Consider the following 25,625-nt stretch of genomic DNA (forward strand, 5'->3'; position numbering starts at 1 on the left):
CCGCTTTACAAGAAAGTTAAACGTTTTTATCGTGCATATAAACGTTTAACTAAGCGCAAAGCTCGTGCCGGTGGCCTCTGCTAAGCGCTTGCCGGCAGGGAGGGCCCGTTGGCAGCGATCCGTATCGAAAATTTGCGCAAAGGCTTTGGTTCGCTCGAAGTCTTGAAGGGTATCAACCTCGATATCGCCGACGGCGAGTTCGTGTGCTTCCTCGGCCCGTCGGGTTGCGGCAAGAGCACGCTGCTTCGCTCCATTGCCGGGCTTGAGGATCTGGATGGCGGCTCCATCCGCCTCGGCGAGCGCGACATCACCGACGTCTCCTCGGCCAAGCGCGACATCGCCATGGTCTTCCAGAACTACGCACTCTATCCGCACATGAACGTGCGCAAGAACTTGTCCTTCGGCCTGGCGCTGAACGGCATGAAGCGCGACGAGATCGACCGCCGCGTCGACAACGCCGCCGACATCCTGCGTATCAAGGAGTTGCTTTCCCGCAAGCCGCGCCAGCTTTCCGGCGGCCAGCGCCAGCGCGTGGCGATCGGCCGCGCCATCGTGCGCGAACCGAAGCTGTTCCTGCTCGATGAGCCGCTGTCGAACCTCGATGCCGGCCTGCGTGTCACCATGCGCGTCGAACTCGCCGCTCTGCACGAGCGCCTTGGCGTGACGATGATCTACGTGACCCACGACCAAGTGGAGGCGATGACGCTCTCCGACCGCGTCGTGGTGCTCGACAAGGGCAAGGTCAGCCAATTCGGCACGCCGCTCGAACTCTTCTATCAGCCGGCCAATCTGTTCGTCGCCGGCTTCATCGGTTCGCCGCGCATGAACTTCGTCACCACCGAAGTGACCGGGCAGGTCGATACATCGGTGACGCTCAACGGCGGCGGTCTCGCCCATCCGCTCAAGCTCGAGATGCTGGCCGCAGCCCCGATTGCCAAAGCCAAATCCGTCACGCTCGGCATTCGCCCCGACAAGATCGAGCTGGTCTCGGCCGAAGAAAGCCATCTCGTCGGCGACGTGCGCCTGGTCGAGCGGCTAGGCACCGAAAGCCACGTCCATATCAGCCTTGAGAACGGCGGCGACATGACCGCTGTCGTCCGCGGCACGCATCCGGTTTCCGCCCGCGAGCGCGTGCACCTGCGCCTGCCGGCAGAACATTGCCATCTGTTCGACGGCGACGGCCAGGCGGTCGCGCGCAGGCTCGATGCCGAGACGCAGGCGCTCATCAATCAGGAAAAGGCAAAGCGGGTCGCGTGACCCGAATGAGGAGGAGAAGCATGCTCAACAGGAAGTCGATCATCGGCTCGCTGATGGTTCTGGCAATGGCCGGAACCGCCACGGCCCGCGCGGAAGAGACCTTGCGCTTTGCGACCTGGGACACGGACGAAAGCCTGGCGATCCAGCAGGAAATCGCCAAGAAGTTCGAGGAAAAGCACCCGGGCGTGAAGGTGCAGGTCGAGCCCTATGCCGATGGTTACGATCAGAAGCTGATCGCCGCCTTCGGTGCCGGCAACCCGCCTGACGTCATGTATATGTGGAACTTCCCGCAGTATTACACGTCGCTGAAGCCGCTTGACGACCTGATCGCCAAGGACGCGGCCGAGCTCAAGCCCGACGATTTCCCCAAGGGCCTGATGAACACTGTTCGTGTCGAGGGCAAGACCTACGGCATGCCGTCGGGCTTCACCACCCAGGTTGTCTTCTACAACAAGGACATGTTCGCCAAGGCCGGCGTCGAGGAGCCGAAGGACGGCTGGACCTGGGACGACCTGCGCGCCAAGGCAGCCAAATTCCGCGACGAGCCGAACAAGGTCTATGGCTTTGCCGTCGACGCCAAGCCCGATCCCTATGACTTCGAGCAGTTCCTCTGGTCGAACGGTACCAAATACATCTCCGACGACGGCAAGAAGATCGACGGCTACATGAACAGCGATGCCGCCGCTCAGGTGCTCGACATGTTCGGCGACATGGCCAAGAAGCAGGAAGCGATCACGCTGAACCTCGGCGACGACACGTCAGGCAGCACGCTCTTTAAGGGCGGCAAGATCGCGATGTTCCAGAGCGCCATGTGGTCGAAGTCCGGCATCGATGCTTCCGGCGTCAAGTATGGCGTGGCACCACTGCCGAAGTTCGGCGACAAGACCGCGCATTCCGCGCTCGGCGTCTCGGCGATCTCGATCGCCAAGGACGCGGCCCATCCGAATCTCGCCTGGGAATTCGTCAAGTTCTTCTCTTCGCCGGAAGCCGTCGCCATGCGCGTCAACGACCTGCCGGTGCGCACCAGCGTGGCAGAAGAAAAGGGCATGACCAAAGACCCGATTTACAAGCCCTTCTTCGACATTCTCGCCACCTCGAACACCGAGACCCATGCGTTCCTGAAGAACGCCAACTGGGGCAAGGTCCAGGACAATCTCGCCCGCGCCATCGAAGCGACGATGATCGACCAGGGCAATGCCAAGCAGCATCTCGATGATGCGGTCAACCGCTCGAAGCGGCTGATGAAGTAAGAAAAGGGAGTACGGGGAGATGGATATGACCTATGCCGGTGCAGAGCCAAAGGTGGCAAGGCGCAAGCGCTCCGCCATCGCGCGCTATGCAGCACCCTATCTGTTCATCTCCCCGTGGGTTCTCGGGTTCCTGTTCTTCACGCTCGGCCCGCTCGTCTTCTCGCTGACGATGAGCTTCTACGACTGGCCGGTCGTCGGTGAACGCACGTTCGTCGGGCTCGAAAACTATCGTTCCATGCTGTTCGAGGACCCGCAGTTCTGGGAGAGCCTGTGGATCACGGTGAAGTTTGCGGCGATCTACGTGCCGTTCAACATCGTCATGTCGTTCCTTTTGGCGCTGATGCTGCATCACATCACCTTCGCGAGCGGCTTCTTCCGCACCGCCTTCTACCTGCCGAGCGTCATTTCCGGCGTCGCCCTGGTGACGATTTGGAGCTGGATCTACAGCAGGGAATACGGTCTTCTGAATTTCATGCTGTCCTTCGTCGGCATTGACGGTCCGAACTGGCTCGGCGATCCGAACCTTGCGATCGTCGCAATCATCATCGCCAGCCTCTGGGGCCTCGGCGGCACCATGCTGATCTTGCTCACCGGCCTGAAAGCCATCCCGAAGGAACTCTACGAGGCGGCGACCGTCTCCGGCGTTCCCGGCTGGGCGCAGATGGTGTTCATCACCCTGCCGATGCTCGGTCCGATGCTGCTCTTCACTTTCATTACCTCGATCATCTCGGCCTTCCAGCAGCTGACGATCGCGCTTCTCTTGACCAAGGGCGGACCGCTCGGCTCCACCTATTTCTTCGCCATGTACATCTACGACAACGCCTTCAAGTATTTCGACATGGGCTACGCCGCCGCCGGCTCCTGGGTGATGTTCATCATCGTGCTCATGCTCAGCCTCGGCGTCATGCGCTGGTCGGCCGCCTGGGTCTATTACGAAGGCGAAGTTCGCCAGAACGATGGAGAGAACAATGCGTAAGACGCTGCTCTATTCCACGCTCATCCTGCTCTCGGCGCTGTTCATCGCGCCGTTCTACTGGACCTTCATGACGGCGATCAAAAGCTCCGCCGAGCTTTACCAGTTCCCGCCGGTCTTCTGGCCGTCCGAATGGCATTGGGAGAACTTTGCCGCCGCCTGGAACAAGCAGCCATTCGGCACCTACCTCACCAACTCACTGATCGTGGTGGTGCTGTCGACGATCGGCCAGCTGATCTCCTCGTCGCTGGTTGCCTATGGTTTTGCCCGCTTCCGCTTTCCCGGTCGCGATCCGCTGTTCATCCTGCTGCTGGCGACCATGATGATCCCTTGGGACGTGAAAATGATCCCGCTCTACATGGAGTTCAACCTGCTCGGCTGGATCAACACGCTGAAGCCGCTGATCGTGCCGGCCTACTTTGCCGACGCCTTTTTCGTCTTCCTGCTCCGGCAGTACATCATGACCGTGCCGATGGAGATCGACGAGGCCGCGCGCATGGATGGCGCCAACGCCTTCGACATCTACTGGCGCATCCATCTGCCGCTGATGATGCCGGCGCTGGTGCTGGTCGGCACCTTCCACTTCATGAACGCCTGGAACGACTATCTTGGCCCGTTGATCTTCCTCAACGACCAGTCGAAATACACGCTGACGCTCGGCCTCTCGATGTTCAAGGGATTGCACGAGGTGGACGTGACCTCGATTGCCGCGATCACCGTCATCCTCTGCCTGCCGCCACTCGCGCTGTTCTTCGTCGCCCAGCGCTACATCATGGATGGCGCGGTCGGATCGTCGGTGAAGGGATAACGGCATGCTGTTCGATATCGACTTCGTGCCCTTCAGCCGCAGAGGCCGGTTCCTGACGCTCTCGATGATGCGGGTGCCGGGCCGCGATGGCGAGCGCGCGCTTTATCTGCGCCATGTCGCCGGCGGCGACGAACGGCCGTCGCTCGGGCGTCTCTGCCGCGTCGAGTTTCTCGATGCTGATGGCGAGACCATGGCGCCTGTGCTCGTGCTTTCACCGGAGCGGCTCGACGCCCGCGTCGGCGAAGGAGAAGTCACCTTCGTCATCGGCGAAGGGGAAAGGCTGCACGTCGCCGGCAAGAAGGCGGGCGTCCGCTTCCATCTCGAAGGATCGCGCTACGACTACGTCTACCGCACGCCGAAGGGCGAGGATTGCCTGGTCGCCGCGGTCGAGAACGTCAAGTTCATCCCCCGGGCGATCGCTGGCGAGCTGAAGGTCACCGGTGCCTGGCAGCGCGATCATTCGGAAGACGTCTCCTTCGCCTTCTCCAGCGCGGGAGCCTTCGAGGGCAATGTCGATTTCTTCCGCACCGTGCCGCCAGTCGATCGGCCCGGGCGTTTCGCCGAGGCTCTTTCAGGCGCCGCGGCCGAATTCGCCGAATGGCACACACGCGGTCCCAAGGGCGTCGCAGGCCAGGACGAGGCGCATCGTCTCGCGAGCTATCTGCTCTGGGCTAACGGCGTGCCCGCCGGCGGTGCGCTGACGCGGCCGGCGATCTATATGTCCAAGAACCACATGATCAACATCTGGAGTTGGGATAACGCCTTTTCCGCCCTCGGCGTCGCCGCCTTCGACCCGGATCTCGCCTTCGACCAGTTCGCGGCGATCTTCGATCACCAGGATGCCTCCGGCCTGCTGCCTGACTATATCAACGACCGCGACGTGCTCTTCGCTTTTACCAAGCCGCCTGTGCACGGCTGGGCGGTATCGTTGATTTCGGCTGCCGACCCGTCTTTCCTCACGGCAGAGCGCAAGTCTTACCTGCGCGATGCCATCGGCCGCCAGGTCGACTACTGGCTGACTCATGGCCGCAAGGATGCGGCGAGCCTGCCGTCCTATTTCCACGGCAACGACAGCGGCTGGGACAACGCCACCTTCTTTGCCGAAGGCGGCCCGGTGATCTCGCCGGACCTGCCGGTTTTCCTGGTCCTCGCCTGCGAGACGCTCGCGAACCTGCTGGAGGAAGACGCGGAGCGTCAGGCGATGTGGCGCCGCAAGGCGGATGAGCTGCAGACCCTGCTGTTCGAACGTCTGTGGACCGGCGAGACTTTTGGCGCGCGGCTCGCCGCGGATCCGGAGCGGATCCTGCCGGGAGAAAACCTCATTCAGTTCATGCCGCTGCTCTTGGGCGCGCGACTGGTGCCTGAGATGCGCGAGAAGCTCGTTGCAAGACTCGTTGCTGGCGGCTTCATCACCGAATGGGGACCGGCGACAGAGAGCCCGCTCAGTTCCTTCTACGAGGACGACGGCTATTGGCGCGGGCCGATCTGGGCGCCGACCACGCTGCTTCTCTGGGACGGTCTTCGCCGGCAAGGGCAGATTGAACTTGCGCATGAAGTCGCGGAAAAGTTCTGTTCACTTGCCAGCAAAAGCGGTATGGCCGAAAACTTCGATGCGCGCTCGGGGAGGGGCCTTCGCGATCGGGCATTCGCCTGGACATCCGCAGTCTATCTTCAGCTGGCGGCATCGCTCAGCCGACCCAAATCATCGTGATCTAGCAACCCGTGACGAGCAGAGACGCCATGCAGAGACCGACGATCAAGACCATCGCGCTGGAGACGGGGCTTTCCATCGCCACCGTGTCCAAGGCCCTGAAGCATTCGCCTCAGGTTCGCCCGGAGACGCGCGCGATCGTGATCGAGGCGGCTGAACGCGTCGGCTACGAACTGAACATGCATGGCGTACAGTTGCGCACCGGCAAGACCTACCAGGTCGCCGCGATCATGACGGCGCCGGGCCCGAAACAGAACGAATGGGAAGGCGTCGAATACGCCCAGCTCCTGAGCGGCATTTCCTGGGCGCTGGAAGACAGCCCCTATCGCGTTTCGCTCTATGCCGTTCGCAATTTCGAGGAAAGTCAGGCGGTCATCAAGCAGATCGTGTCGCTGAAGAAGGCCGACGGCATCATCATTTCGGGCACTCGCGCCGACGACCCGCGCATCCGCACCATGCAGGCGGCGGACTTTCCTTTCGTCACCTACGGCACCAGCATCCACAACGCGCCGCATGCCTATGTCGATGCCGACAACGAGCAGATGATCCGGGTGTCGATGGCGCGGCTGGTCGAGCGCGGCCATCGCCGTATCGCACTGCTCAACCCGCTCTCGGAATTGAGCTATGGCATCACCCGGCTCGAAGCTTACAAGCGTGCCCTTGAAGTCGCTGGCCTGCCCTACGATCCGGCCCTCGTTGCCCACGGCCGGCTGACGCCCGCCTTCGGCCGCGAAAACGTGCTGACGATGTCGGAGCTCAGCAATGCGCCGACCGCCTATATCTGCGCCAATGAAGCCTCGGCGCTCGGTGCCTTCTCCGGCTTCCATGAGCGCGGTCTGGTGCATGGGCGTGATGCGGTGATCAATGCCACCGACGACCTCAATGTCAGCCAGTATTTCGCGCCGCCGATCACCACCTATTACCTGCCGATCAGCGAACCGAGCAGCCTGCTCGGTGCCTATATCCTGAGGCGCATGGAGGGCGAGCCGCCGGAGGCGCTGCAGACGCTCCTGATGCCAAACCTCATCGAACGCTGCGACGATCGCTTGAACCCGAACCGTTGACGAACTTTTCGCCCGATTAGGGCGCCCTTTCATGTTCTTGAATATAAACGTTTATATTCAAGACGAGACAGACAAAACCCGAGGCTGGAACCAACCGGCCGAATGAAATGACGAAGGACCGGACCCGTGCACATGCCCCTGACGAGATCGAACCGCTTCAACGCCAAAGAGCAGCAGACGGACATGCTGGAACTCGGCGTCTGCTACTATCCGGAGCAGTGGCCGCGCGCGAAGTGGGAAGAGGACGCGCGCCGCATGGTCGAGCTCGGGCTTGCCTGGGTGCGCATCGGCGAATTCGCCTGGGCGAAGATCGAGCCGAGGTCGGGCGAGTTCCATTGGGAATGGCTCGACGAAGCGATCGAGGTGCTCGGAAATGCTGGCCTCAAGGTGATCCTCGGAACCCCGACGGCAGCACCGCCGAAGTGGCTGATCGATCGCTACCCCGACATCCTGCCCGTCGACGTCAAGGGCGTGGTGCGCAAGTTCGGTGCCCGCCGTCACTACTGCTTTTCCAGCCGCCGCTACCGCATCGAAGCGGCGCGCATCTCGCAAGCCATGGCCGAGCGCTACGGCGATAATGCCTTCGTGCACGCCTGGCAGACGGATAACGAATATGGCGACCACGACACGATCTACAGCTATTCCGACGAGGCGCTGCGCGCCTTCCGCGAATGGCTGGCTGAGCGCTACGGCACGGTCGAGGAACTGAACCGGGCTTGGGGCACGGCATTCTGGGCAATGAACTATCTGAGCTTCGACGAGGTCGAACTTCCCAACAATCTTGTGGAAGAGCCGAGCCCGACTCATATCGTCGACTATATCCGCTTCTCCTCCGACCAGGTGAAGAGCTTCAACAAGGCGCAGGTCGACATCATCCGCAAACACTCGCCGGGCCGTCCGGTGACGCACAATTTCATGTCGCAAAATACCGATTTCGATCACTACAAGGTCGGCGAGGACATCGATATCGCGTCGTGGGACGTCTATCCGATGGGTGGACTGCTCAACGGCCGTCTCTCCTCCGAAGACAAGGGCCGTTACCTCCGCGTCGGCGATCCGGATCAGCCGGCCTTCAACCACGACCTCTACCGCGCCGTCGGCAACGGTCGCGTCTGGGTGATGGAGCAGCAGCCGGGTCCGGTGAACTGGGCTTCGCACAACCAGTCGCCGGCCGACGGCATGGTCCGGCTCTGGACCTGGCTCGCCTATGCCCATGGCGTCGACATGGTTTCCTATTTCCGCTGGCGCCAGGTGCCGTTTGCGCAGGAACAGTTCCATGCCGGACTGCTCTTGCCGAACAGCGAGGCGGACCAGGGATATCTCGAAGTTGCGCAGGTCGCCGAGGAGATGAAGCGGCTGCCGAAGGGCGAGCGCCGCGAGAAGGCCAAGCTCGCGATCCTGCTCGACTATAATTCGCGCTGGGCGACCCGGGCGCTGCCGCAGGGCCGCACCTATCTGGCGTCGCAGATCGCGCTCGACTGGTACTCGACCGTCGCTCGCTTCGGCGTCGACGTCGACATCATCGGCCAGCACTCGGATCTCGAGGGCTACCAGTTGGTGCTGGCGCCCGACCTCGTAATTCCGGATCAGGCGTTCGTTCAGAACCTAGCCGCTTCCGGCGCCAAGGTTCTGTTCGGACCGCGCAGTGGAAGCAAGACCGAGGATATGCACATTCCCGAAGGCTTGCCGCCAGGGCCGCTCGCCTCGCTGATCGACGTCAGCGTCGCGCGCGTCGAGTCGCTTCCGGAGTTTCATGCCGAGAGCGTGCTTTACGGCAACGAGACTTACCCGGCTGGCGTCTGGCGCGAGACGGTCAGGACCAGAGAGAGCGTGCTTGCGACCTTCGAGGGTGACTACCGCAATGGTGCCCCGGCGCTAGTCGGCAACGACAAGGCGCGGTATCTGGCAACCGCGGCACGCGGTGAATTCTTGAGCAAGGTGATCGGCGATGCGCTTGGTTGGGCTTCGGTCGAGGCGCTCGCAGATCTCGGCGATCTGCGCATCACCCGTCGCGGCAAGCTTACCTTCGCCTTCAACTACGGCAAGACGGCCGTCGACGTGCCGGCAGCGGCCGGTGCGACCTTCCATGTCGGCGGCCGCAGGCTCGATCCGGTCGACGTCGCGATCTGGACGGAGTGATAGGGAAGCGGGCAACAGACCCGCTTTCCAACCGATCTCGCTCGTCACGCCGTGCATAGATCCGGGTGCGCGGTGTGGCGACGATGGCCTGTTTTGGCGCGAGACTCACGTCCGGGTCGGCTTCGACCTGAGGATGCGATGAGTGGCAGCCAGCGCAGAGGAGAATGCTCGCTCCGACCGGACGTGGGTGGCGCGCCGATATCTGCTGCCTGAAAAACGGTGCCCAGAAAGCGAGCTGACTGCATCCGGATAGGCGAAAGATGAGAACGGATCTCCCGCAAGCCTTTGAAGACGCGGGTATATGAGACTGGCACAGGCTTTGCATTCCTGTCTTGTATGCAAGATAGAGCAGCACCGACGTTCCATAATCCGATCGAGAAGGCCATCGTCTCCGGCATCCTCTCGGGCCGCATAAAGCCCGGCACACGGCTCAGCGAGAACCAACTGGCCTCTCTCTTCGGCGTGTCGCGGACTCGTGTGCGCGAAGCGATGATGCGCCTCGAGACACGCTGCATCGTTCATGTCAGCCCGCGTAGAGGCTGGTTCGTCGCGGAACCGTCTGCCGAAGAGGCGACGATGGTCTACGGCGCGCGACGCGTCATCGAAGCTGGGCTGCTGCGCAGCATGCGGCGGCTGGCGGAGAGCGGCCGCGACAGGCTGCATGCCCACCTTGCCGAAGAGAAAGCGGCGATCGAAGCCGGCGATCGCCAGCGCCTCACCTGCCTGATGGGCGATTTCCATATTCGTGTGGCCGAATTGGCGGATAACGCCGTTCTCATCGAGATCCTTCGCGATCTCACGGCCAGAACCATTCTGATCTCGATGCTCTATCAGTCGGATTTTCACGCCGTGCAATCCCACCTCGGGCATTGCCGCATCGTCGAAGCGATGGAGCAAGGGGATTTTTCGAAAGCAGCCGCGCTTTCCGTCGAGCACCTGGACGAGGTGGAGACCGGGCTGGACCTGACGCAACACCCCGATCCCCTGGCCGACCTCCGGCGGTCGCTCGCGCTTCCTCCCCAGACCGTGACCCCGCCGTCAAGGACGTCACGCAGCAAAACACCGCGAACCCAAAAAGGAGAATGACCCAATGCTCGCAAGACGACTGTTCATAGCCATGGCGGCGATGGCCGCCACCATCGGCTTCGGCTCGGTTTCCCACGCCGACGCGCTTGGCGATATCACGTCCCGCGGCACGCTTCGCGTTGCCGTTCCCCAGGATTTTCCGCCTTTTGGTAGCGTTGGCACGGACATGGCGCCAATGGGCTATGACGTCGACATGGCCAATCTGATCGGCGACAAGCTCGGCGTGAAGGTCGAGCTGGTACCGGTCACTAGCGCGAACCGGATTCCCTATCTGCAGACAAACAAGGTCGACCTGGTGATTTCGAGCCTCGGCAAAAATCCAGATCGGGAAAAGGTCATCGATTTCTCCGCCGCCTATGCCCCCTTCTTCAATGGCGTGTTCGCGCCCGCGGAACTCGGGGTCACCAAGCCGGAGGAACTTACAGGCAAGGTCGTAGGCGTCACGCGCGGCGCGGTCGAAGACCTGGAACTGACCAAGATCGTGCCGGCCGATACCGTCATCAAGCGTTATGAAGACAACAACGGCACCATCTCTGCCTTCCTGTCCGGGCAGGTCGAGGCGGTTGCAACCGGCAACGTGGTGGCCGCTGCCATTCTCGCCAAGAACCCACCGAAGCGTCCGGAGCTGAAGTTCCTTATCAAGAACTCGCCCTGCTATATCGGGCTCAGCAAGGAGCAACCCGCCCTTCTCGAAAAGGTCAATGGCATCATCGCCGCCGCCAAGGCCGACGGCTCGCTGAACGCCATTGCGCAGAAGTGGCTCGGCACCGACCTGCCGACAGATCTCTGATCAACCGTCGCCGCGCCGTCTCGCCGCAGTGCGGGACGGCGCCACTGGATGTTCGTCAAACCAGGGGTGCATCTTGAATTACCATTTCGAATTTGGCTGGCTGCTCGAATATTATCCTCAGATTGGCAAAGGGATAGGCATCACCGCTGAACTGATCGCGGTTGGCGCAGTCGCCGGTATTTCGCTCGGAATCTGCTGCGCCTGGGTGAGGGCGCTTGGTCCGGCCTGGCTAAAGCCGGTGGTCGCAGCCTATGTCGAGCTGATCCGCAACACGCCATTCCTGATCCAGCTTTTCTTCGTCTTCTTCGGCCTCCCATCGTTGGGCCTGCAGCTCAGCGAATTGCAAGCCGCCAATATCGCCATGATCGTCAATCTCGGGGCCTATAGTTGCGAGATTATTCGAGCCGGCATTCAGGCGACGCCAAGGGGCCAGTTTGAAGCTGGCGCCAGTCTCGCCATGACTCGCTTCGAGACCTTTCGACATGTCATTCTGGTGCCGTCGCTTCAGCGCATCTGGCCCGCCCTGTCATCCCAAGTGGTCATCGTCATGCTCGGCTCCGCCGTCGTGTCGCAGATCGCTGCCGAAGACCTGACCTTCGCCGCCAACTTCATCCAGTCGAGAACTTTCCGCGCATTCGAGGCTTACATCGTTTCCACGATCATCTACCTCGCGTTGGCGATCTTGCTTCGCCAAGCGCTGGCGATCATCGGCGGGTTCATTTTCCCACGGAGGACCGCGCGATGATCGAGTTCACCCTTTGGGATATATTGCGCAACCTGCTGCTCGCAACTCGCTGGACGGTCGTCCTTTCGCTCGTCTCTTTCCTGGGCGGTGGCATCGTCGGGCTCGCTTTGCTTTTCCTGCGCATCAGCAAACGCAAATCGCTGCGATCGCTCGCCAAATATTACATTGAGCTGTTTCAGGGCACGCCGCTCCTGATGCAGCTCTTCATCGCCTTCTTCGGGCTCGGCCTATTTGGCATCGACGTACCGGCCTGGCTTGCTGCAGGATTGGCGCTGGTCCTCTGGACCGCGGCCTTCCTGGGCGAAATCTGGCGCGGTTGTGTCGAGGCGGTCGCCAAGGGGCAATGGGAGGCCTCCGGCAGCCTCGGCATGGGCTGGCTGCAACAGATGCGTTACGTCATCCTGCCGCAGGCGATGAAAGTCGCCGTTCCGCCGACCGTCGGCTTTTCGGTGCAGGTCATAAAGGGTACCGCGCTGACCTCGATCATCGGCTTTGTCGAACTGTCGAAGGCCGGCACTGTCGTCACCAACGCCACCTTCCAGCCCTTCACCGTCTACGGCCTCGTGGCCCTCATCTATTTCGCGCTCTGCTGGCCCCTGTCGAAGAGCAGCCAGATCCTCGAAAGGAAGCTCAATGTCGCTCATCGAAATCACTGAAGTCCGCAAGAGTTATGGCGCGACGGAAGTGTTGAAAGGCATCAATCTTGATGTCGCGTCAGGCGAAGTCATTGCCATCATTGGCAAGAGCGGTTCGGGTAAATCGACGCTGCTTCGCTGTATCAATGGCCTTGAGACGATCAACAGAGGCTCGATTTCAGTTGCGGGTGCGCAGCTCCTGGACGACGAGGTGCATCTGAAGGCGCTGCGGTTGAAGGTCGGAATGATCTTTCAACAGTTCAATCTTTTTCCTCATCAGACGGTCGGTGGCAACGTTATGCTGTCGCAGACGGTCGTGAAAAAGACGCCGAAGCCAGAGGCGGAGGCGATCGCCCGCAAGATGCTGGAGCGCGTCGGCCTCGCACACAAGTTCGACGCCTATCCCGACGAGCTTTCAGGCGGGCAGCAGCAGCGCGTGGCAATTGCACGCGCGCTTGCCATGCAGCCGATCGCGCTGCTTTGTGACGAGATCACCTCGGCGCTGGACCCGGAGCTGGTCTCGGAAGTCCTGGCGGTTGTGCGCGAACTTGCCGCCGAGGGCATGACGCTGCTAATGGTGACGCATGAGATGAAATTCGCACGCGACGTCTGCTCGCGGGTCGTGTTCATGCATCAGGGCCGTGTCCACGAAGTCGGGCCGCCGGAAGAGGTTTTCGCCCGTCCGCAGACACCGGAACTGAAACAGTTTCTCGGCCTTCATTGAGAGGCCGAGCCAACCGGGGTCCCGCGTCGCAGCTTGGCGCGGCGGCTAGACGCGCTCCAATGCCACCGCGATGCCCTGGCCGACGCCAATGCACATGGTGGACAGCGAATAGCGCCCGCCGGTTTCGTGCAGCTCCAAGGCCGCCGTGCCGGTGATGCGCGCGCCGGACATGCCGAGCGGATGGCCGAGTGCGATGGCGCCGCCGTTGCGGTTGACGCGCGCATCGTCGTCGGCGATGCCGAGGTCGCGCAGCACGGCAAGGCCCTGCGACGCGAAGGCTTCGTTGAGTTCGATGACGTCGAACTGCGACTGCTTGAGGCCGAGGCGCGCCATCAGCTTCTTCGATGCGGGGGCCGGGCCCATGCCCATGATGCGCGGCGGTACGCCAGCGGTCGCGCCGCCCAGAATGCGAGCGATCGGCCGCAGCCCATATTTCTTAACTGCTGCTTCCGACGCGATGATCAGGGCGGTCGCGCCATCGTTGACGCCGGAGGCATTGCCGGCCGTCACCGTACCGCCTTCCTTCTTGAAAGGCGTGCCAAGCTTGGCGAGCGCCTCCATCGTCGTTGCGCGCGGGTGTTCGTCGCGGTCGACGACGACAGGCTCGCCCTTGCGCTGCGGGATCGTCACCGAGACGATCTCCTTTGCCAGCCGGCCATTGCCTTGAGCTGCAGCAGCCTTCGCCTGGCTGCGGACGGCAAAGGCGTCCTGGTCTTCGCGGCTAACGTGAAAATCCGCCGCGACGTTCTCGCCGGTCTCGGGCATGGAGTCGACGCCGTACTGCTTCTTCATGAGCGGGTTGACGAAACGCCAGCCGATCGTCGTGTCGTAGATCTCGGCGTTGCGCGAGAAGGCGGTATCCGCCTTCGGCATGACGAAGGGTGCGCGCGACATGCTCTCGACGCCGCCGGCGATCATCAACTCGGCTTCGCCCGACTTGATCGCCCGCGCTGCAGCGATCACCGCATCCATACCGGAACCGCAGAGCCGGTTGATCGTCGTGCCGGACACGCCGACCGGCAGGCCGGCGAGCAGCAACGACATGCGCGCGACGTTGCGGTTGTCCTCGCCCGCCTGGTTGGCGCAGCCAAAGATCACGTCATCGACCGCGTCCCAGTCGACATCGGTGTTGCGTTCGAGGAGTGCCTTGAGTGGGATCGCGCCGAGGTCGTCGGCTCGCACCGAGGAGAGTGAACCGCCGAAGCGGCCGATCGGGGTGCGGATGTAGTCGCAGATGAATGCCTCGGCCATTACGCAGCCTCCTTGTCGCCCTGATGCGCCTTCTTGGTGCGGGCATTGATGTCGCGAAGGGTTGTCAATTCCAGTTCCGTCGGCGCTGGCGTCTCGATCACATGCGCGGCGAACTTGATCGCCCAGCCGCAGTTCTCGACGATCTGCTCGCGGGTCACGCCCGGGTGGATCGAAACGACCGTCAGTTCTTTCGTCTCTGGATCCGGTTCCAGGATGCAAAGATCGGTGATGACGCGGGTCGGTCCCTTGGTCTTCATGCCCAGCCGCTCGCGCTGATCGCCGCCCTCGCCATGGCCCATGGAGGTGATGAACGGCAGCTTCTCGACGAAGCCGCGCTTCGACAGTGCCATGGTGATGAAGATGCGGCCGCAATTGGAAGCGATCTCCGGAGCGCCGCCGCCGCCGGGCAGCCGCACCTTCGGATGGTCATAGGGGCCGACGACCGTGGTATTGAGGTTGGCGAACCTGTCGATCTGGGCGCCGCCGAGGAAGCCGGTGGTGATGCGGCCGCCCTGCAGCCAGTAGCGGAACATCTCTGGCACCGAGACAGTGAAAAGTGCCGTGTCACAGAGTTCGCCGTCGCCGATCGAAAGCGGCAGCACGTCCGGCTTGGTTCCGACCGTACCGCTCTCGTAGATCAAGGTGATATCCGGCGCATGCGTCAGCCGCGCGACGTTGCAGGCGGCAGAAGGCGCGCCGATGCCGACAAAGCAGACATCGTCATTGGAGAGCGCCCGCGCGGCGGCGATGGTCATCATTTCGGTGGGGGTGAAGTCGCTCATTCTATCCTCCCTTTAGGCCGCTCTTGCCGGCTTGGTGCCGGCATGCTTGGCGAAGTCTTCCGGCTTGGCGTCGAGCACGTTTTCCTTGATCCATGCGGTGAAGCTGTCGCGGTCGCGGGCGATCTCGTCCCAGCCGATGTAGAAGGCGTTGGAACGCGGGTAGTAGCCGTGCGCATAGGATGGGAAGGCGCCGCCCGGGACTTGGGCAACTGATGTAACCGCCCAGCCCGGGAGCACGAGGGAGTTGGGAGATGGCGGGTTGAGTTCGTCGACGATCTCCTCGACCGTGACGATCGAGCGCTTGGCCGCGAGAACGGCTTCCTTCTGCACGCCGACGATGCCTTCGATCAGCACGTTGCCCTTCCTGTCGGCGCGCTGGGCGTGAATGATCGTCACATCAGGGCGGATCGCCGGCACGGCGGCGAGCACCTCGCCGGTGAAGGGGCAGGTGACCGACTTGATGTTGGGGTTCACTTTCGGCAGGTCGGCGCCGATGTAGCCGCGCAGCGTCGCGAAGGGCAGGTTGGCAGCACCCGCCTCATAGGCGTTGGCCATGGCCGCATGGGAATGTTCCTCGATCTCCAGCGGACGCGGCCACTGGTTTTCGACAGCATCACGGAAGCGGTGTAGCGAGCCGACGCCCGGATTGCCGCCCCAGGAGAACTTCATGCCACGCGCAGCACCGACGCCAATCAATTGGTCGTAGAGAATGTCAGGCGTCATGCGCACGAGATAGAGATCCTTGCGGCCCTGGCGGATCACCTCATGGCCCGCGGCATAGGGGATCAGGTGGGTGAAGCCTTCCATGGCGACGGTGTCGCCATCCCTGACATTGTCGCCGACGGCCTCGGCGAGCGAAACGATCTTCGCCATGTTTCCTCTCTTCGCTGCTGTTTGGTGCGCCTGCGGCCTGTCGGGCGGCGGGGCGGCTTGCTCTCTTCCGCATGCCAATAAGCGCCGATCGAACCGAACCGTCAAATATTTTGTGCGATATTTGACTTTTGTTCGTATATCGCACAAAATGCCGGCGGATAGATCGAGGGATGTCAGATGCGAGAGACGGATTTCGTCAGCGGCTTTGCGCGAGGGCTGACGGTGATCGAAGCCTTCGACGAGACCCGTCCGAAGCTGTCGATCGCCGAGGCGTCGAAGATCACGGGCCTTGACCGGGCGACCGTCAGACGGTCGCTTCTGACGCTCTCCGAGCTCGGCTATGCCGACTACGACGGCAAGTTCTTCGCGCTGACGCCAAAGATCCTGAGATTGGGCCATGCCTATCTCTCGGCGACGCCGCTGCCGACAATCATACAGCCCTACCTCGACCAGCTTTCGGATCGCGCCGGGCAGAGCGCGTCGGCCTCAGTGCTTGATGGTACCGAAATCGTCTATATTGCCCGGGCCTCGCAAAAGCGGGTGATGTCGATCAACCTGACGACTGGTTCGCGTCTACCGGCCTATTGCGCGTCGATGGGGCGGGTGTGGCTGGCGGCACTGCCGGAGCACGAGGCGCGCGAGATCCTGGCGCGTTCGAACCTGAAGGCGAACACGCCCCATACGAAAACCGATCCTGACGATTTGATCGCCGAGCTTCGTCGGGTGCGCGATCAGGGCTATGCCCTCATCGATCAGGAACTGGAACTTGGTCTCTGCTCCATCGCCGTTCCGCTCGAGAACGACCGCGGCCGGATCGTTGCGGCGCTGAACATCGGTGCGCCGGCCGCGCATGTGGCCGCAGCGGAGATGGCGGAGCGTTACCTGCCGCTGCTCAAGGAAACGCAAGCCGCGTTGCGCTTGGTCCTAAGATAGCAACTTCGCGCTCCTGCGCTTGACGTTCTGCAGCGGCGCCCTTCTTATTTCCGCTTGGCGAGTGAATTCGGGCCGGGAGTAAAGATTCATGACCGACGACACGCATCCGCCGGAAACCAAACTCACGACGACGAAGCGACGCTGGGCCGCAGACGGCAAGTTCCTGACCGGACGGATCGCCCGGCCGGAAGACGAACGCCTGCCGCCCGGCCAGCACCTGGTCAAGGATTGGCCGGTGCTCGACCTCGGCCAGCAGCCGATCATTCGGACGGAAAGCTGGCGGCTCGATGTTACCGGCCTTGTCGAGCATTCCTTGTCGCTCGGATGGGCGGCCTTCAAGGCGCTGCCACAAAGCGACAGGCTTTCTGACATGCACTGCGTCACCACCTGGTCGCGCTATGACAACCGCTGGCAGGGTGTCGCGACCCGCGACCTGCTGGATCATGTGATGCCGAAGCCCGAGGCCAGCCACGTCATGCTGACGAGCTATGACGGTTACACTGCCAACCTGCCGCTTGAAGACTTCGCCTCCGAGGACGCGATCCTGGCGACGGACTGGGAGGGGCAGCCGATCAGCCGCACCCATGGCGGACCGATGCGGCTCGTTGTTCCGCATCTCTATCTGTGGAAGAGCGCCAAGTGGCTGACGCGGATTGATTTTCGCGCGGGTGATGCCGCTGGGTTCTGGGAGAAGAATGGCTATCACATGCGTGGCGACCCGTGGCGCGAGGAGCGCTATTCGGACGACTGAGAGCCTGGCCCACCCTTACCTCAATGCTTGGGAGCCATGAGCGACTTCAGTCCTGCCAGCTGGTAGCGCCAGACGAGGTCGATCGCCGCCTGAAAGGACGGTCCGTCCTCATATTGGCCGAGCGTGTCGGCAATGGTGTCGATGGTTGGGGTAAGGCGCGCTCCAGCACGAAGGGCATCAGGGGCGACAGCGCTGCCTCGCCCTGTGTTTCGATCATGTATCGCCACGCAAGCCGGGTCATCTCGCGAAGGACGACGAGCCGCTGCTTGATCCAGAACGCCAGCAGGGCGCGCGCGTGCTCCGAGCCCCGGGCATCTGCCGCCAATCAATGAAAGGTTGCTTCGGGACGCACCAGGTTGCATCCTGCGGCTTCCCGCAATGCTCGTGTAATCCGCTCCCCCCAAAGTTCGGCAATAACGTTTTCAAACAAGGACGGTTGTCGATGCGGTTGGTCGTCTTGCCGATGTGGATGATGCTGTTCGGCGCGGGTTCGGGGCATGCCGACGACAAAGGGCTGTGGATTGCGGACGATCCGCAACGCACAGCACAGCACCTGTACGATCCCTGTCGTGATGGTCGGCTAAGTGACGGAAAGCCGCGCACTTGTGCCGAGATCAGGCGCATGTACGGCGGCACGAGGTGGGGTGATTGGCCGGATCCGGACCTTAGCCTGGATGCATGTTCGGACGGGCGCGTCAGCGATGGCCGCCCGCGCACATGCCGCGAGTTGCTGGAATGGATGGAGCGTAATTGATGATTTCAGAGCGCAGCTGCGCCCTTTCGAAGGCCAGGTATCTGCTAAAGCGAATACTGCGATATCTGTCCTGGCCTTTGGTGTTCTTCTCTGGACTGTTGGGTTCTTATTTTGCCTTCGCAAGCACCCACCCGATGATCGCCTTCGCGACGGTCTATGCCGCCGCGGTCTTTGTCCTGTTCCTTCTCGAACGCTACATCCCCTACGAGCGACGCTGGTTGTTGTCGGATGGCGAGACGGTAAACGACATCGGGCATACGCTGGCGACGAAGGGGTTGCTGCAACTGGCCGGGTTGATCGCCGCCGTCTTCCCCATGTACGCCGCCAACATTCTGCAGCCGCTTGCCGCGCTGAAGTTTGGATTGTGGCCCTCGGATTGGCCAATGGTGGTTCAGGTGGCGTTGGCAGTGGTGACAGCCGAACTGGGACTCTACTGGGCGCACCGCATTGCCCATGAAAAACTGTTCTTCTGGCGGTTCCACGCGCTGCACCACAGTGTCGTCCGGCTCTGGGTCATCAATACCGGCCGCTTCCACGTTGCCGATTCGCTCTTCAAGCTCGCGATGAGCCAGATCCCGCTCTATTGCCTCGGTGCGCCGCTCCACGTTTTCTGGTGGCTTGGGGCCGTTACGGCCTTCATGGGCATCCTCACCCATTGCAACGTCGATATGCGCACCGGCATTTTCGATCTCGTCTTCAGCACGCCGCGCCTTCATCGCTGGCATCATTCGAAAGACCTTCGCGAAGGCAACATGAACTACGGCGAGAACGTCGTGATCTGGGATTTGATCTTCAGGACCTACTACAACCCCAACCGTCCATCCTCGATCGATATCGGCATCAAGGGACAGATCGCACCGGGATTTCTAAAGCAACTGGCTCAGCCCTTCACCAAAGAAGGTGTCCGCCAAATTCTCGGTCGCCCAAGCCGAGGCTCGTGATGTCGTGGATGCCGTACCCGATCGTCCGACCGGGTACGGCATTGAACGACTAGGAGGCAAAGGCAGGTTTGCGTGCGCCGATCCTTAAGACGTAGTAGATTGCCCCACCGATCGCGACGCCGAAAAACCAGCCGTAGGTCCCCCACCAGGCCGGCAGGATGTTCGTGAACGTCGGCAGGATCGACGAAAACAGCGCCCCAATCGCAAAGGCGATGAAGGCGCTGCCGTGCCAGCCGCCCTGGAAGCGGAATTCGCCATTCTCGTGGTAAAGCGCCTCGACATCGAGCTGGCCCCTGCGGATGAGATAATAATCAACCATCATCACCCCGAAGATCGGCCCCATCGTCGAGCCGATGAAGTTGACGAAATGTGCCGCACCCGTTTCCCACGGCGCGAAGGGATAAAGGATGAGGGCAATCAGGGCGGCGATGTAGCCGCCGCGTTTGAAGTTGATCTGCCGCGGGAAGACATTGGCGAAGTCAAAGGCCGGGGACACGAAGTTTGCCACGACGTTGATGCCGAGGGTCGCGACCGCAAAGGTGAGCGCTGCGAGCAGAGCCAGGAACCAGCTGTCGAACTTCGCCGAAATCTGGTCCGGATGCAGCAGCACTTCGCCATAGACGGCAAAGGCCGCCGTCGTCGTCACGCCGGCGACCAGGCAGAAGGCGAGCAGGTTGATCGGCAGGCCCCAGAGATTGCCCTTACGCAGCGTCTTTACATCCGTCGCGTAGCGCGAGAAGTCGCAGAAGTTCAGGTAGAGCGCGGCGAAATAGGTGATCCAGGTGGCAGCGACCGCCGCGAGTGCCGGGAAGGTGCCTGGTTCCCAGGGAACGCCCGCGTCCTTGGTCTTCTCGATGAGGACGTCGCGCGGGATTTCCGAGCCGAAGGAGAAGGTTCCCGATTTGACGACGAGATAGACGGCGAGGATCAGCATCATGACCCAGACCGCAGGGCCTGCCCAGTCCTGGAATTTGCGAACGGTCTCCATGCCGCGCTGGATGATCAGCAGCTGCAGCGACCAGACGACGACGTAGCAGATGACCTCAAGCGTCGAATGGCCGAGCATGTGGCTATTCTGGTGGAAGGCCAGCATGCCTTCGTTGCGGATGAGAAGGGCGACGATTGCGCCGGACGCGGCGGCCGTCTGTGCGCCGTACCAGAAGCAGGCGACGACCGCGCGTACGAGTGCCGGGACGTTGGCGCCGAACGTGCCGAAGGAGGCGCGCGCGAGCACGGGGAAGGGCACGCCGGTGCGCACGCCCGCATTTCCGACGAGGCTCATCAGGAAGAAGATCACCAGCGATCCGATGCCGATCGCGATGACGAAGTTCACGAAGCTGCCGCAGAGCAGAAACAGGCTTGCTGCGAGGTAATAGCCCCACAGGCTATGCACGTCGGATGTCCACACATTGAAGATGCTGAAAGCGCCCCACCGGCGTTCCTCGGCCGGTGCCAGATCCTCGTTATACAACGAGGGCGACGGATCGCGTACTGCCATGTCTTCCTCCGTATATCCTCCGGGTCCCCCTCGGACCCCAGTATTGATTCTGCTCCTGTTTTGAGTCGTTGCAAAAATCTTTTTGACCGTGGGAAGGCGAGCGGGCCTATGGCGACCAGCGGTGGGCCACGCGGCCCCTGCCAACGTCGATGAAGATGCTATCGCTGCGAGTGATTTTGTATATCCCGTTGACATATCCCGCAACCGATACCATCTTGGATATACGTAAAGCATATCCCGGAGATAGAGATGTCGGAGCAAGGCGCTGTTTTCCTCAGCAATCGTAGTCAGGCGATCCGGCTGCCGAAGGCCGTCGCACTTCCAGAGGATGTCAGACGCGTCGATATCGTCGCGGTGGGGCGAACGCGGATCATTGCGCCCGCAGGCGAAGCCTGGGACAGTTGGTTCGATGGCGAGTCCGTAACGACCGATTTCATGACAGAGAGAGAGCAGCCGGCGCCACAGGAGCGCGAGGCTCTCTGATGCTGAAATATATGCTCGACACCAATATCTGTATTTTTACGGTGAAGAACCGGCCACAGCAGGTTCGCGAGGCGTTCAACAGGCACCACGGCCAACTATGCATCAGCTCGATCAGTCTCATGGAGTTGATCTATGGCGCGGAAAGATCCGCCATGCCCGAGCGCAACCTTTCCGTCATAGAAGGCTTTTCTGCGCGTCTTGAGGTTCTCAACTACGATCAGGCAGCAGCGACCCATACAGGCCAGTTGCGCGCCGAACTCGCGCGCAGTGGGACGCCGATAGGCCCTTACGATCAATTGATTGCCGGTCACGCGCGATCGCAGGGCCTGATACTGGTGACAAACAACAGGCGGGAATTCGATCGTGTGCCCGGTCTCCGGGTCGAGGATTGGACGACCGCTCCTTAATCCCAGCGTCTATTGCGTCGGCGGTGCTTCTATGCGCCGAGCCTTTCCCGCTCAGCCATGCGCCAGGCGCGCGGTGTCATGCCCGTCTGGCGCAGGAAGAAGCGGGAGAAGTAGGCGGGATCGGCAAAGCCGAGGCGGAAGCTGATTTCCTGCACGCTGGCCCTGGTGAAAACGAGTTCGCGCCTCGCTTCGCCGATGAGCTTTCGCGAGATCATCTCGTGGGCGCTGAGCCCCATGATGATACGCGTTATCCGGTTCAGATGCGTCAGCGACAGGCCGAGTTCGCGGGCATAGGCGGCGGCCGGCCGATGCGAGCGGTGGTGCTGCTGCAAAAGAGCCTGGAAGCGCTGGACCCGCTGTTCGTTTTCGCTATCGGCTGTATCGTCTCGGCTGTCGCTGGCCTCGTCGAGACGTGCCGCCAGCGTCAGCACGGAGGTAAGGTAGGCATCCAACAGGTCGGTGCGATTGCTGCGGTTGGTTTCCCATTCCCCGGCCAGACGCGTGAGGGTTGCTGCGACATAGGCCGCATCCTCGCGGCCATCGAGCCGGGTCAGATGCGGGGTCGCAAGAAAGGAGCCGAGACGACTGCGTTCCCCGGGAGTTGTCTTCAGATGCGACGCCAGGATGGTGAAGACGAAGCCGTCGATGTCGCGCGAGAAGCGGAAGCCGTGGCTGAGGGCTGGCGGAACGGTGATAACCATAGGCGGCTCGATCGTGTGCACCGCGTTGCCAAAGACCGCGTCGCCGGAGCCGCCGGCAATGTACAAGATCTGAAAGAAGCTTTCGTGGCGGTGCAGCCCGATCTCCCAGTGGTAGAGGCTGCTTCGTGACGGAATAGTCTCGCAATGCAGCCAGAAATCCGGCCGTTCGCCGGTCCGTTCGCCGTAAAGCTCATAGGTCGGAACCGTCTTCTTCATATCACGTTCCCTGAAGTCATGTTCGATTTGTGCAATTTCATGGCGGATTTGTCCATTGAGAGCGAAGCCCGCTCGGCGCAGATTTTGTCAAAAGACAATTCTGGAGGAGAGCATGCGAACCAAGGTCGTCATCATCGGGTCAGGCCCATCAGGGCTCTTGCTTGGGCAATTGCTGACGGAAGCCAGCATCGACAACGTCATTCTCGACCGCGTCAGCCAGGATTACATCCTTGGCCGCGTGCGCGCCGGCGTGCTTGAGGAAGGCACGGTCGGATTGATGGATCGCGCCAGGGCCGGCGCGCGGATGCACAAGGAGGGGCTGCCGCATGACGGTTTCTCGCTTGCCTTCGACGGCCGCGACCACCGCATCGATCTGTTGCATCTGACCGGCGGCAAGCGCGTCATGGTCTATGGCCAGACGGAACTGACGCGCGATCTGATGGAGCATCGCGAGCACTCCGGGGCGACGACGATCTATGAAGCTGCCAATGTCGAACCGCATGATTTCGACAGCCATCAACCCTACGTCACCTTTGAGAAGGATGGTGCGACCCGGCGTATCGATTGCGACTTCATCGCCGGCTGCGACGGCTTTCACGGTGTCAGCCGCAAGTCAGTTCCCGAAACGGCCCTGCACACCTTCGAAAAGGTCTATCCTTTCGGCTGGCTCGGCATCCTCGCCGACGTGCCGCCGGTCGATCACGAACTCATCTACGCCAACCATCCGCGTGGTTTCGCACTGTGCTCGATGCGCTCTCAGACGCGCAGCCGCTACTACATTCAATGCTCGCTGAACGAAAAGATCGAGGACTGGTCCGACGAGCGCTTCTGGGACGAGCTGCGCCGGCGGCTGCCGCAGCATCATGCCGAGGCGATGGTGACCGGACCGTCCTTCGAGAAGTCGATCGCGCCGCTCCGATCCTTCGTCGCCGAGCCGATGCGCTTCGGCCGGCTTTTCCTGGTCGGCGATGCCGCCCACATCGTGCCGCCAACCGGGGCGAAAGGGCTGAATCTTGCCGCCAGCGACGTGCACTATCTCTTCGAGGGACTGCTTGAACACTATCAGGATCGCTCGAATGCCGGCGTCGATGCCTATTCGGCACGGGCGCTCGCGCGTGTCTGGAAGGCGGTGCGTTTCTCCTGGTGGATGACGACGATGCTGCATCGTTTCCCGGATACCGGCGATTTCGACCAGCGCATCCAGGAGGCCGAACTCGACTACCTGACCCATTCGGTCGCCGCCGAGACGGCGCTGGCGGAGAACTATGTCGGACTGCCGTTCTGACGCTTCGCCGCGCGGTCAGTTCCATTCATTCCGGAGCAGGCCGTAGATCGCCGTGTCCCATCTGACGTCACCGACCTTGGCCGACGACCGGCGCACACCTTCCTCGCGAAAGCCGAGGCTGCGGTAGGTGCGGATCGCCGCCTCGTTGAAGGTGTAGACGTTGAGCTCCAGCCGCTCGAAAGCGGGATCGGCGAAGAAGCGCTCGGTCACCTCACGGAGAAACGGCCGGGCGAGGCCGCGGCCGCGCATGCGCGGATTAATGGCAACCCGGCTGAGGCGGCCGACCCCGTTCTGCCAATCGAGCGCCACCTGCGCATGGCCGGCGAACTTGCCGTCGACCAGGCCGGCGAACATGGAGCGCGCGGGCTCGATAGCCGTTGTCTCTGCGAGCATCGCCTCGAGCTGTGCGGCCTCCAGTGGAAACGAGAGGCCGGGGCCGCCCCATTGCACTAGCGCTTCGAGGTTCGAAAACCAGTCGAGCATTTCGGGAATGTGCTTTTGGGAAAAGGCTTCAACGAGGAGGGGAGCGGTTGGCATGGGATCACCAGTCTGTCGGAACCGGCAATCTCGGTCGCTGGCCGGGGCTTGTAAAGCCGCGAATTCCCGGCATGCGCCCTCAGAGTTTGGTGGCGACGATGGTCGCTGCCTCGCGAATGGTCTGCATCAGGATCGAGAGAGCCAGTGACGGTGCCGCGTCGGCGCGCATGGTAAGGCCGACGGGCCCCCTCGTCTCGCTGGTGTCGATCGGCAGGATCGCGATCGTTCCGTCGTCGACGTCGCTGGCGACGACGCCGGCGGAGATGATCCAGATCGCGTCGCTCGCCCGGACGAAGGCGCGGCCGAAGGCATCGGACACGGTTTCGATCTGGTTCGGCAGGCTGGCGATGCCGTTGGTGATCAGGAAACGCTCGACGAAGGGGCGGATAATCGAGGCGCGCGTCGGCATCAGTACAGGGAAATCTGCGAGCCGCGCAAACGTGGAATGCGAGCCCGCAAGCAGCGGATGGCCGGCCCGGACGGCAAAGACAACCTGTTCGGAATAGAGGTGCTCGAAGGAGAAGCCGGCCATCTTCTCCGGTGCCGCAAGCCGCCCGACGACCAGATCGAGATCGCCGACGCGCAGCTGTTCGAGAAGGACAGCGTTTTCGCCGGTGACGATCTTGATGCGCGCGCCGGTATCCTCCTGGAGGAAGAGCGTCATGGCGTGCGGCATGATCCGTGTCGACACTGTCGGCAGCGCTCCGACCCTGACCGGCACACCGTCGCCGGCGCGTTCCTGCGACACGGAATCGAGCCCTTGCCGCAGCGCCGTCAGCGCTGCGCCGGCGTGGCGCAGGAAGACCTCGCCGTAACGTGTTATCTTGATACCGCGCCCATCGCGCTCGAAAACCGCGACGCCAAGTACCTCTTCCAGCTCGCGGATCGTCTTGGTCACGGCCGGCTGGCTGACATGCAGCAGCTCCGCCGCCTTCATCACGCTCTTCTGCCGGGAGACCTCGACAAAAGTCTGCAGATGGCGAAACTTAACCCGGGCGTCGACCATGGAATTCATAACCCTCAAGTTAATG

Annotated in this window: 27 protein-coding genes; 19 read left to right on the forward strand and 8 right to left on the reverse strand. The window is 62.0% G+C overall.

The window, feature by feature from the left end; translation table 11 throughout:
• Positions 1 to 108 precede the first annotated feature (108 nt).
• The 12 genes from ACN9MO_RS29510 to ACN9MO_RS29565 all read left to right on the forward strand — a co-directional run bounded on the left by ACN9MO_RS29510 (position 109) and on the right by ACN9MO_RS29565 (position 13,182).
• Entirely contained in the window at positions 109 to 1,257 is a 1,149-nt protein-coding gene (locus tag ACN9MO_RS29510) for an ABC transporter ATP-binding protein (RefSeq protein WP_425987328.1), read from the forward strand.
• A gap of 20 nt (positions 1,258 to 1,277) precedes the next feature.
• Positions 1,278 to 2,507: an ABC transporter substrate-binding protein gene (locus tag ACN9MO_RS29515; RefSeq protein ID WP_113479784.1), complete on the forward strand. Its 1,230-nt coding sequence runs from the start codon at positions 1,278 to 1,280 to the stop codon at positions 2,505 to 2,507.
• A gap of 19 nt (positions 2,508 to 2,526) precedes the next feature.
• The gene (locus ACN9MO_RS29520; protein WP_113479783.1) at positions 2,527 to 3,483 is read left to right on the forward strand and encodes a carbohydrate ABC transporter permease; all 957 of its coding nucleotides are present in this window, start codon (positions 2,527 to 2,529) and stop codon (positions 3,481 to 3,483) included.
• Positions 3,476 to 4,288 carry a carbohydrate ABC transporter permease gene (locus ACN9MO_RS29525; protein ID WP_057251719.1) on the forward strand — a complete coding sequence of 271 codons (813 nt, stop codon included), beginning with the start codon at positions 3,476 to 3,478 and terminating at the stop codon, positions 4,286 to 4,288. Before ACN9MO_RS29520 ends, ACN9MO_RS29525 begins: the two co-directional genes overlap by 8 nt.
• 4 nt (positions 4,289 to 4,292) lie before the next feature.
• Positions 4,293 to 5,999 carry an amylo-alpha-1,6-glucosidase gene (locus ACN9MO_RS29530; RefSeq protein WP_425987331.1) on the forward strand — a complete coding sequence of 569 codons (1,707 nt, stop codon included), beginning with the start codon at positions 4,293 to 4,295 and terminating at the stop codon, positions 5,997 to 5,999.
• Positions 6,000 to 6,028: 29 nt separating this feature from the next.
• Positions 6,029 to 7,063, forward strand: a complete 1,035-nt coding sequence (locus ACN9MO_RS29535) for a LacI family DNA-binding transcriptional regulator (protein ID WP_113479781.1) — start codon at positions 6,029 to 6,031, stop codon at positions 7,061 to 7,063.
• A gap of 126 nt (positions 7,064 to 7,189) precedes the next feature.
• Positions 7,190 to 9,202: a beta-galactosidase gene (locus tag ACN9MO_RS29540; RefSeq protein ID WP_057252092.1), complete on the forward strand. Its 2,013-nt coding sequence runs from the start codon at positions 7,190 to 7,192 to the stop codon at positions 9,200 to 9,202.
• Between the two features lie 336 nt (positions 9,203 to 9,538).
• Complete coding sequence (locus ACN9MO_RS29545) at positions 9,539 to 10,288, forward strand: GntR family transcriptional regulator (protein WP_058328119.1); 750 nt, start codon at positions 9,539 to 9,541, stop codon at positions 10,286 to 10,288.
• A gap of 4 nt (positions 10,289 to 10,292) precedes the next feature.
• Positions 10,293 to 11,078, forward strand: a complete 786-nt coding sequence (locus ACN9MO_RS29550) for a transporter substrate-binding domain-containing protein (protein WP_057251715.1) — start codon at positions 10,293 to 10,295, stop codon at positions 11,076 to 11,078.
• A gap of 73 nt (positions 11,079 to 11,151) precedes the next feature.
• Complete coding sequence (locus ACN9MO_RS29555; protein ID WP_057251714.1) at positions 11,152 to 11,823, forward strand: amino acid ABC transporter permease; 672 nt, start codon at positions 11,152 to 11,154, stop codon at positions 11,821 to 11,823.
• Positions 11,820 to 12,479, forward strand: coding sequence for an amino acid ABC transporter permease (locus tag ACN9MO_RS29560; RefSeq protein WP_425987335.1), 660 nt, complete (start codon positions 11,820 to 11,822; stop codon positions 12,477 to 12,479). Before ACN9MO_RS29555 ends, ACN9MO_RS29560 begins: the two co-directional genes overlap by 4 nt.
• Positions 12,457 to 13,182: an amino acid ABC transporter ATP-binding protein gene (locus ACN9MO_RS29565; RefSeq protein ID WP_057251712.1), complete on the forward strand. Its 726-nt coding sequence runs from the start codon at positions 12,457 to 12,459 to the stop codon at positions 13,180 to 13,182. The genes ACN9MO_RS29560 and ACN9MO_RS29565 overlap by 23 nt, the downstream gene beginning before the upstream one ends.
• Before the next feature lie 45 nt (positions 13,183 to 13,227).
• On the opposite strand, the gene pcaF is transcribed toward ACN9MO_RS29565, so the two are convergent.
• The 3 genes from pcaF to ACN9MO_RS29580 are packed head-to-tail and all read right to left on the reverse strand — an operon-like array spanning position 13,228 to position 16,088.
• The gene (gene pcaF / locus ACN9MO_RS29570) at positions 13,228 to 14,433 is read right to left on the reverse strand and encodes a 3-oxoadipyl-CoA thiolase (protein ID WP_057251711.1); all 1,206 of its coding nucleotides are present in this window, start codon (positions 14,431 to 14,433) and stop codon (positions 13,228 to 13,230) included.
• Positions 14,433 to 15,215 carry a CoA-transferase subunit beta gene (locus ACN9MO_RS29575; protein WP_113132220.1) on the reverse strand — a complete coding sequence of 261 codons (783 nt, stop codon included), beginning with the start codon at positions 15,213 to 15,215 and terminating at the stop codon, positions 14,433 to 14,435. The genes pcaF and ACN9MO_RS29575 overlap by 1 nt, the downstream gene beginning before the upstream one ends.
• 12 nt (positions 15,216 to 15,227) lie before the next feature.
• Positions 15,228 to 16,088, reverse strand: coding sequence for a CoA transferase subunit A (locus ACN9MO_RS29580; protein ID WP_057251709.1), 861 nt, complete (start codon positions 16,086 to 16,088; stop codon positions 15,228 to 15,230).
• Positions 16,089 to 16,265: 177 nt separating this feature from the next.
• Between ACN9MO_RS29580 and ACN9MO_RS29585 the strand changes: the two genes are divergently transcribed.
• On the forward strand, positions 16,266 to 17,021 hold the full coding sequence (locus ACN9MO_RS29585) for an IclR family transcriptional regulator (RefSeq protein WP_057251708.1): 756 nt from the start codon (positions 16,266 to 16,268) through the stop codon (positions 17,019 to 17,021).
• Positions 17,022 to 17,109: 88 nt separating this feature from the next.
• A complete protein-coding gene (locus ACN9MO_RS29590; protein WP_057251707.1) occupies positions 17,110 to 17,772 on the forward strand; it encodes a sulfite oxidase-like oxidoreductase in 663 nt (220 codons plus the stop codon).
• A gap of 20 nt (positions 17,773 to 17,792) precedes the next feature.
• Here ACN9MO_RS29590 and ACN9MO_RS29595 read toward each other — a convergent pair whose 3' ends face one another.
• Positions 17,793 to 17,999 (reverse strand): hypothetical protein, encoded by a 207-nt coding sequence (locus ACN9MO_RS29595; protein ID WP_156414669.1) that lies wholly within the window; start codon positions 17,997 to 17,999, stop codon positions 17,793 to 17,795.
• A gap of 215 nt (positions 18,000 to 18,214) precedes the next feature.
• Here ACN9MO_RS29595 and ACN9MO_RS29600 point away from each other — a divergent pair, with 215 nt between their 5' ends.
• Positions 18,215 to 18,526, forward strand: a complete 312-nt coding sequence (locus tag ACN9MO_RS29600) for a hypothetical protein (protein ID WP_057251706.1) — start codon at positions 18,215 to 18,217, stop codon at positions 18,524 to 18,526.
• On the forward strand, positions 18,526 to 19,467 hold the full coding sequence (locus ACN9MO_RS29605; protein ID WP_057251705.1) for a sterol desaturase family protein: 942 nt from the start codon (positions 18,526 to 18,528) through the stop codon (positions 19,465 to 19,467). The genes ACN9MO_RS29600 and ACN9MO_RS29605 overlap by 1 nt, the downstream gene beginning before the upstream one ends.
• Before the next feature lie 49 nt (positions 19,468 to 19,516).
• On the opposite strand, the gene ACN9MO_RS29610 is transcribed toward ACN9MO_RS29605, so the two are convergent.
• Entirely contained in the window at positions 19,517 to 20,965 is a 1,449-nt protein-coding gene (locus ACN9MO_RS29610; RefSeq protein WP_093236477.1) for an NCS1 family nucleobase:cation symporter-1, read from the reverse strand.
• Between the two features lie 249 nt (positions 20,966 to 21,214).
• Here ACN9MO_RS29610 and vapB point away from each other — a divergent pair, with 249 nt between their 5' ends.
• Together vapB and vapC are read left to right on the forward strand one after the other, a co-directional pair.
• Positions 21,215 to 21,448: an antitoxin gene (gene vapB, locus ACN9MO_RS29615; protein ID WP_113132218.1), complete on the forward strand. Its 234-nt coding sequence runs from the start codon at positions 21,215 to 21,217 to the stop codon at positions 21,446 to 21,448.
• Positions 21,448 to 21,855, forward strand: coding sequence for a type II toxin-antitoxin system tRNA(fMet)-specific endonuclease VapC (gene vapC / locus ACN9MO_RS29620; protein WP_057251702.1), 408 nt, complete (start codon positions 21,448 to 21,450; stop codon positions 21,853 to 21,855). The genes vapB and vapC overlap by 1 nt, the downstream gene beginning before the upstream one ends.
• Before the next feature lie 29 nt (positions 21,856 to 21,884).
• On the opposite strand, the gene ACN9MO_RS29625 is transcribed toward vapC, so the two are convergent.
• Positions 21,885 to 22,772 (reverse strand): helix-turn-helix domain-containing protein, encoded by an 888-nt coding sequence (locus ACN9MO_RS29625; RefSeq protein ID WP_057251701.1) that lies wholly within the window; start codon positions 22,770 to 22,772, stop codon positions 21,885 to 21,887.
• Between the two features lie 112 nt (positions 22,773 to 22,884).
• Here ACN9MO_RS29625 and pobA point away from each other — a divergent pair, with 112 nt between their 5' ends.
• Positions 22,885 to 24,057 (forward strand): 4-hydroxybenzoate 3-monooxygenase, encoded by a 1,173-nt coding sequence (pobA, locus tag ACN9MO_RS29630; protein ID WP_057251700.1) that lies wholly within the window; start codon positions 22,885 to 22,887, stop codon positions 24,055 to 24,057.
• 15 nt (positions 24,058 to 24,072) lie between these two features.
• Here the strand turns inward: pobA and ACN9MO_RS29635 are convergent, their stop codons facing one another.
• Together ACN9MO_RS29635 and pcaQ are read right to left on the reverse strand one after the other, a co-directional pair.
• Entirely contained in the window at positions 24,073 to 24,594 is a 522-nt protein-coding gene (locus ACN9MO_RS29635) for a GNAT family N-acetyltransferase (RefSeq protein ID WP_057251699.1), read from the reverse strand.
• Between the two features lie 79 nt (positions 24,595 to 24,673).
• On the reverse strand, positions 24,674 to 25,600 hold the full coding sequence (gene pcaQ / locus ACN9MO_RS29640; RefSeq protein WP_057252091.1) for a pca operon transcription factor PcaQ: 927 nt from the start codon (positions 25,598 to 25,600) through the stop codon (positions 24,674 to 24,676).
• Positions 25,601 to 25,625 lie beyond the last annotated feature (25 nt).

Source organism: Ensifer sp. R-19 (assembly GCF_049905105.1).
Classification (GTDB): domain Bacteria; phylum Pseudomonadota; class Alphaproteobacteria; order Rhizobiales; family Rhizobiaceae; genus Ensifer.

What these genes read in the sequence shown, in the direction of transcription:
- ACN9MO_RS29515 (WP_113479784.1), top strand. Translation starts at nt 1,278, where the DNA reads ATGCTCAACAGGAAGTCGATCATCGGCTCGCTGATGGTTCTGGCAATG.
- ACN9MO_RS29520 (WP_113479783.1), top strand. Translation starts at nt 2,527, where the DNA reads ATGGATATGACCTATGCCGGTGCAGAGCCAAAGGTGGCAAGGCGCAAG.
- ACN9MO_RS29525 (WP_057251719.1), top strand. Translation starts at nt 3,476, where the DNA reads ATGCGTAAGACGCTGCTCTATTCCACGCTCATCCTGCTCTCGGCGCTG.
- ACN9MO_RS29530 (WP_425987331.1), top strand. Translation starts at nt 4,293, where the DNA reads ATGCTGTTCGATATCGACTTCGTGCCCTTCAGCCGCAGAGGCCGGTTC.
- ACN9MO_RS29535 (WP_113479781.1), top strand. Translation starts at nt 6,029, where the DNA reads ATGCAGAGACCGACGATCAAGACCATCGCGCTGGAGACGGGGCTTTCC.
- ACN9MO_RS29545 (WP_058328119.1), top strand. Translation starts at nt 9,539, where the DNA reads ATGCAAGATAGAGCAGCACCGACGTTCCATAATCCGATCGAGAAGGCC.
- ACN9MO_RS29550 (WP_057251715.1), top strand. Translation starts at nt 10,293, where the DNA reads ATGCTCGCAAGACGACTGTTCATAGCCATGGCGGCGATGGCCGCCACC.
- ACN9MO_RS29560 (WP_425987335.1), top strand. Translation starts at nt 11,820, where the DNA reads ATGATCGAGTTCACCCTTTGGGATATATTGCGCAACCTGCTGCTCGCA.
- ACN9MO_RS29565 (WP_057251712.1), top strand. Translation starts at nt 12,457, where the DNA reads ATGTCGCTCATCGAAATCACTGAAGTCCGCAAGAGTTATGGCGCGACG.
- pcaF (WP_057251711.1), bottom strand. Translation starts at nt 14,433, where the DNA reads ATGGCCGAGGCATTCATCTGCGACTACATCCGCACCCCGATCGGCCGC.
- ACN9MO_RS29575 (WP_113132220.1), bottom strand. Translation starts at nt 15,215, where the DNA reads ATGAGCGACTTCACCCCCACCGAAATGATGACCATCGCCGCCGCGCGG.
- ACN9MO_RS29580 (WP_057251709.1), bottom strand. Translation starts at nt 16,088, where the DNA reads ATGGCGAAGATCGTTTCGCTCGCCGAGGCCGTCGGCGACAATGTCAGG.
- ACN9MO_RS29585 (WP_057251708.1), top strand. Translation starts at nt 16,266, where the DNA reads ATGCGAGAGACGGATTTCGTCAGCGGCTTTGCGCGAGGGCTGACGGTG.
- ACN9MO_RS29590 (WP_057251707.1), top strand. Translation starts at nt 17,110, where the DNA reads ATGACCGACGACACGCATCCGCCGGAAACCAAACTCACGACGACGAAG.
- ACN9MO_RS29600 (WP_057251706.1), top strand. Translation starts at nt 18,215, where the DNA reads ATGCGGTTGGTCGTCTTGCCGATGTGGATGATGCTGTTCGGCGCGGGT.
- ACN9MO_RS29605 (WP_057251705.1), top strand. Translation starts at nt 18,526, where the DNA reads ATGATTTCAGAGCGCAGCTGCGCCCTTTCGAAGGCCAGGTATCTGCTA.
- ACN9MO_RS29610 (WP_093236477.1), bottom strand. Translation starts at nt 20,965, where the DNA reads ATGGCAGTACGCGATCCGTCGCCCTCGTTGTATAACGAGGATCTGGCA.
- vapB (WP_113132218.1), top strand. Translation starts at nt 21,215, where the DNA reads ATGTCGGAGCAAGGCGCTGTTTTCCTCAGCAATCGTAGTCAGGCGATC.
- vapC (WP_057251702.1), top strand. Translation starts at nt 21,448, where the DNA reads ATGCTGAAATATATGCTCGACACCAATATCTGTATTTTTACGGTGAAG.
- ACN9MO_RS29625 (WP_057251701.1), bottom strand. Translation starts at nt 22,772, where the DNA reads ATGAAGAAGACGGTTCCGACCTATGAGCTTTACGGCGAACGGACCGGC.
- pobA (WP_057251700.1), top strand. Translation starts at nt 22,885, where the DNA reads ATGCGAACCAAGGTCGTCATCATCGGGTCAGGCCCATCAGGGCTCTTG.
- ACN9MO_RS29635 (WP_057251699.1), bottom strand. Translation starts at nt 24,594, where the DNA reads ATGCCAACCGCTCCCCTCCTCGTTGAAGCCTTTTCCCAAAAGCACATT.
- pcaQ (WP_057252091.1), bottom strand. Translation starts at nt 25,600, where the DNA reads ATGGTCGACGCCCGGGTTAAGTTTCGCCATCTGCAGACTTTTGTCGAG.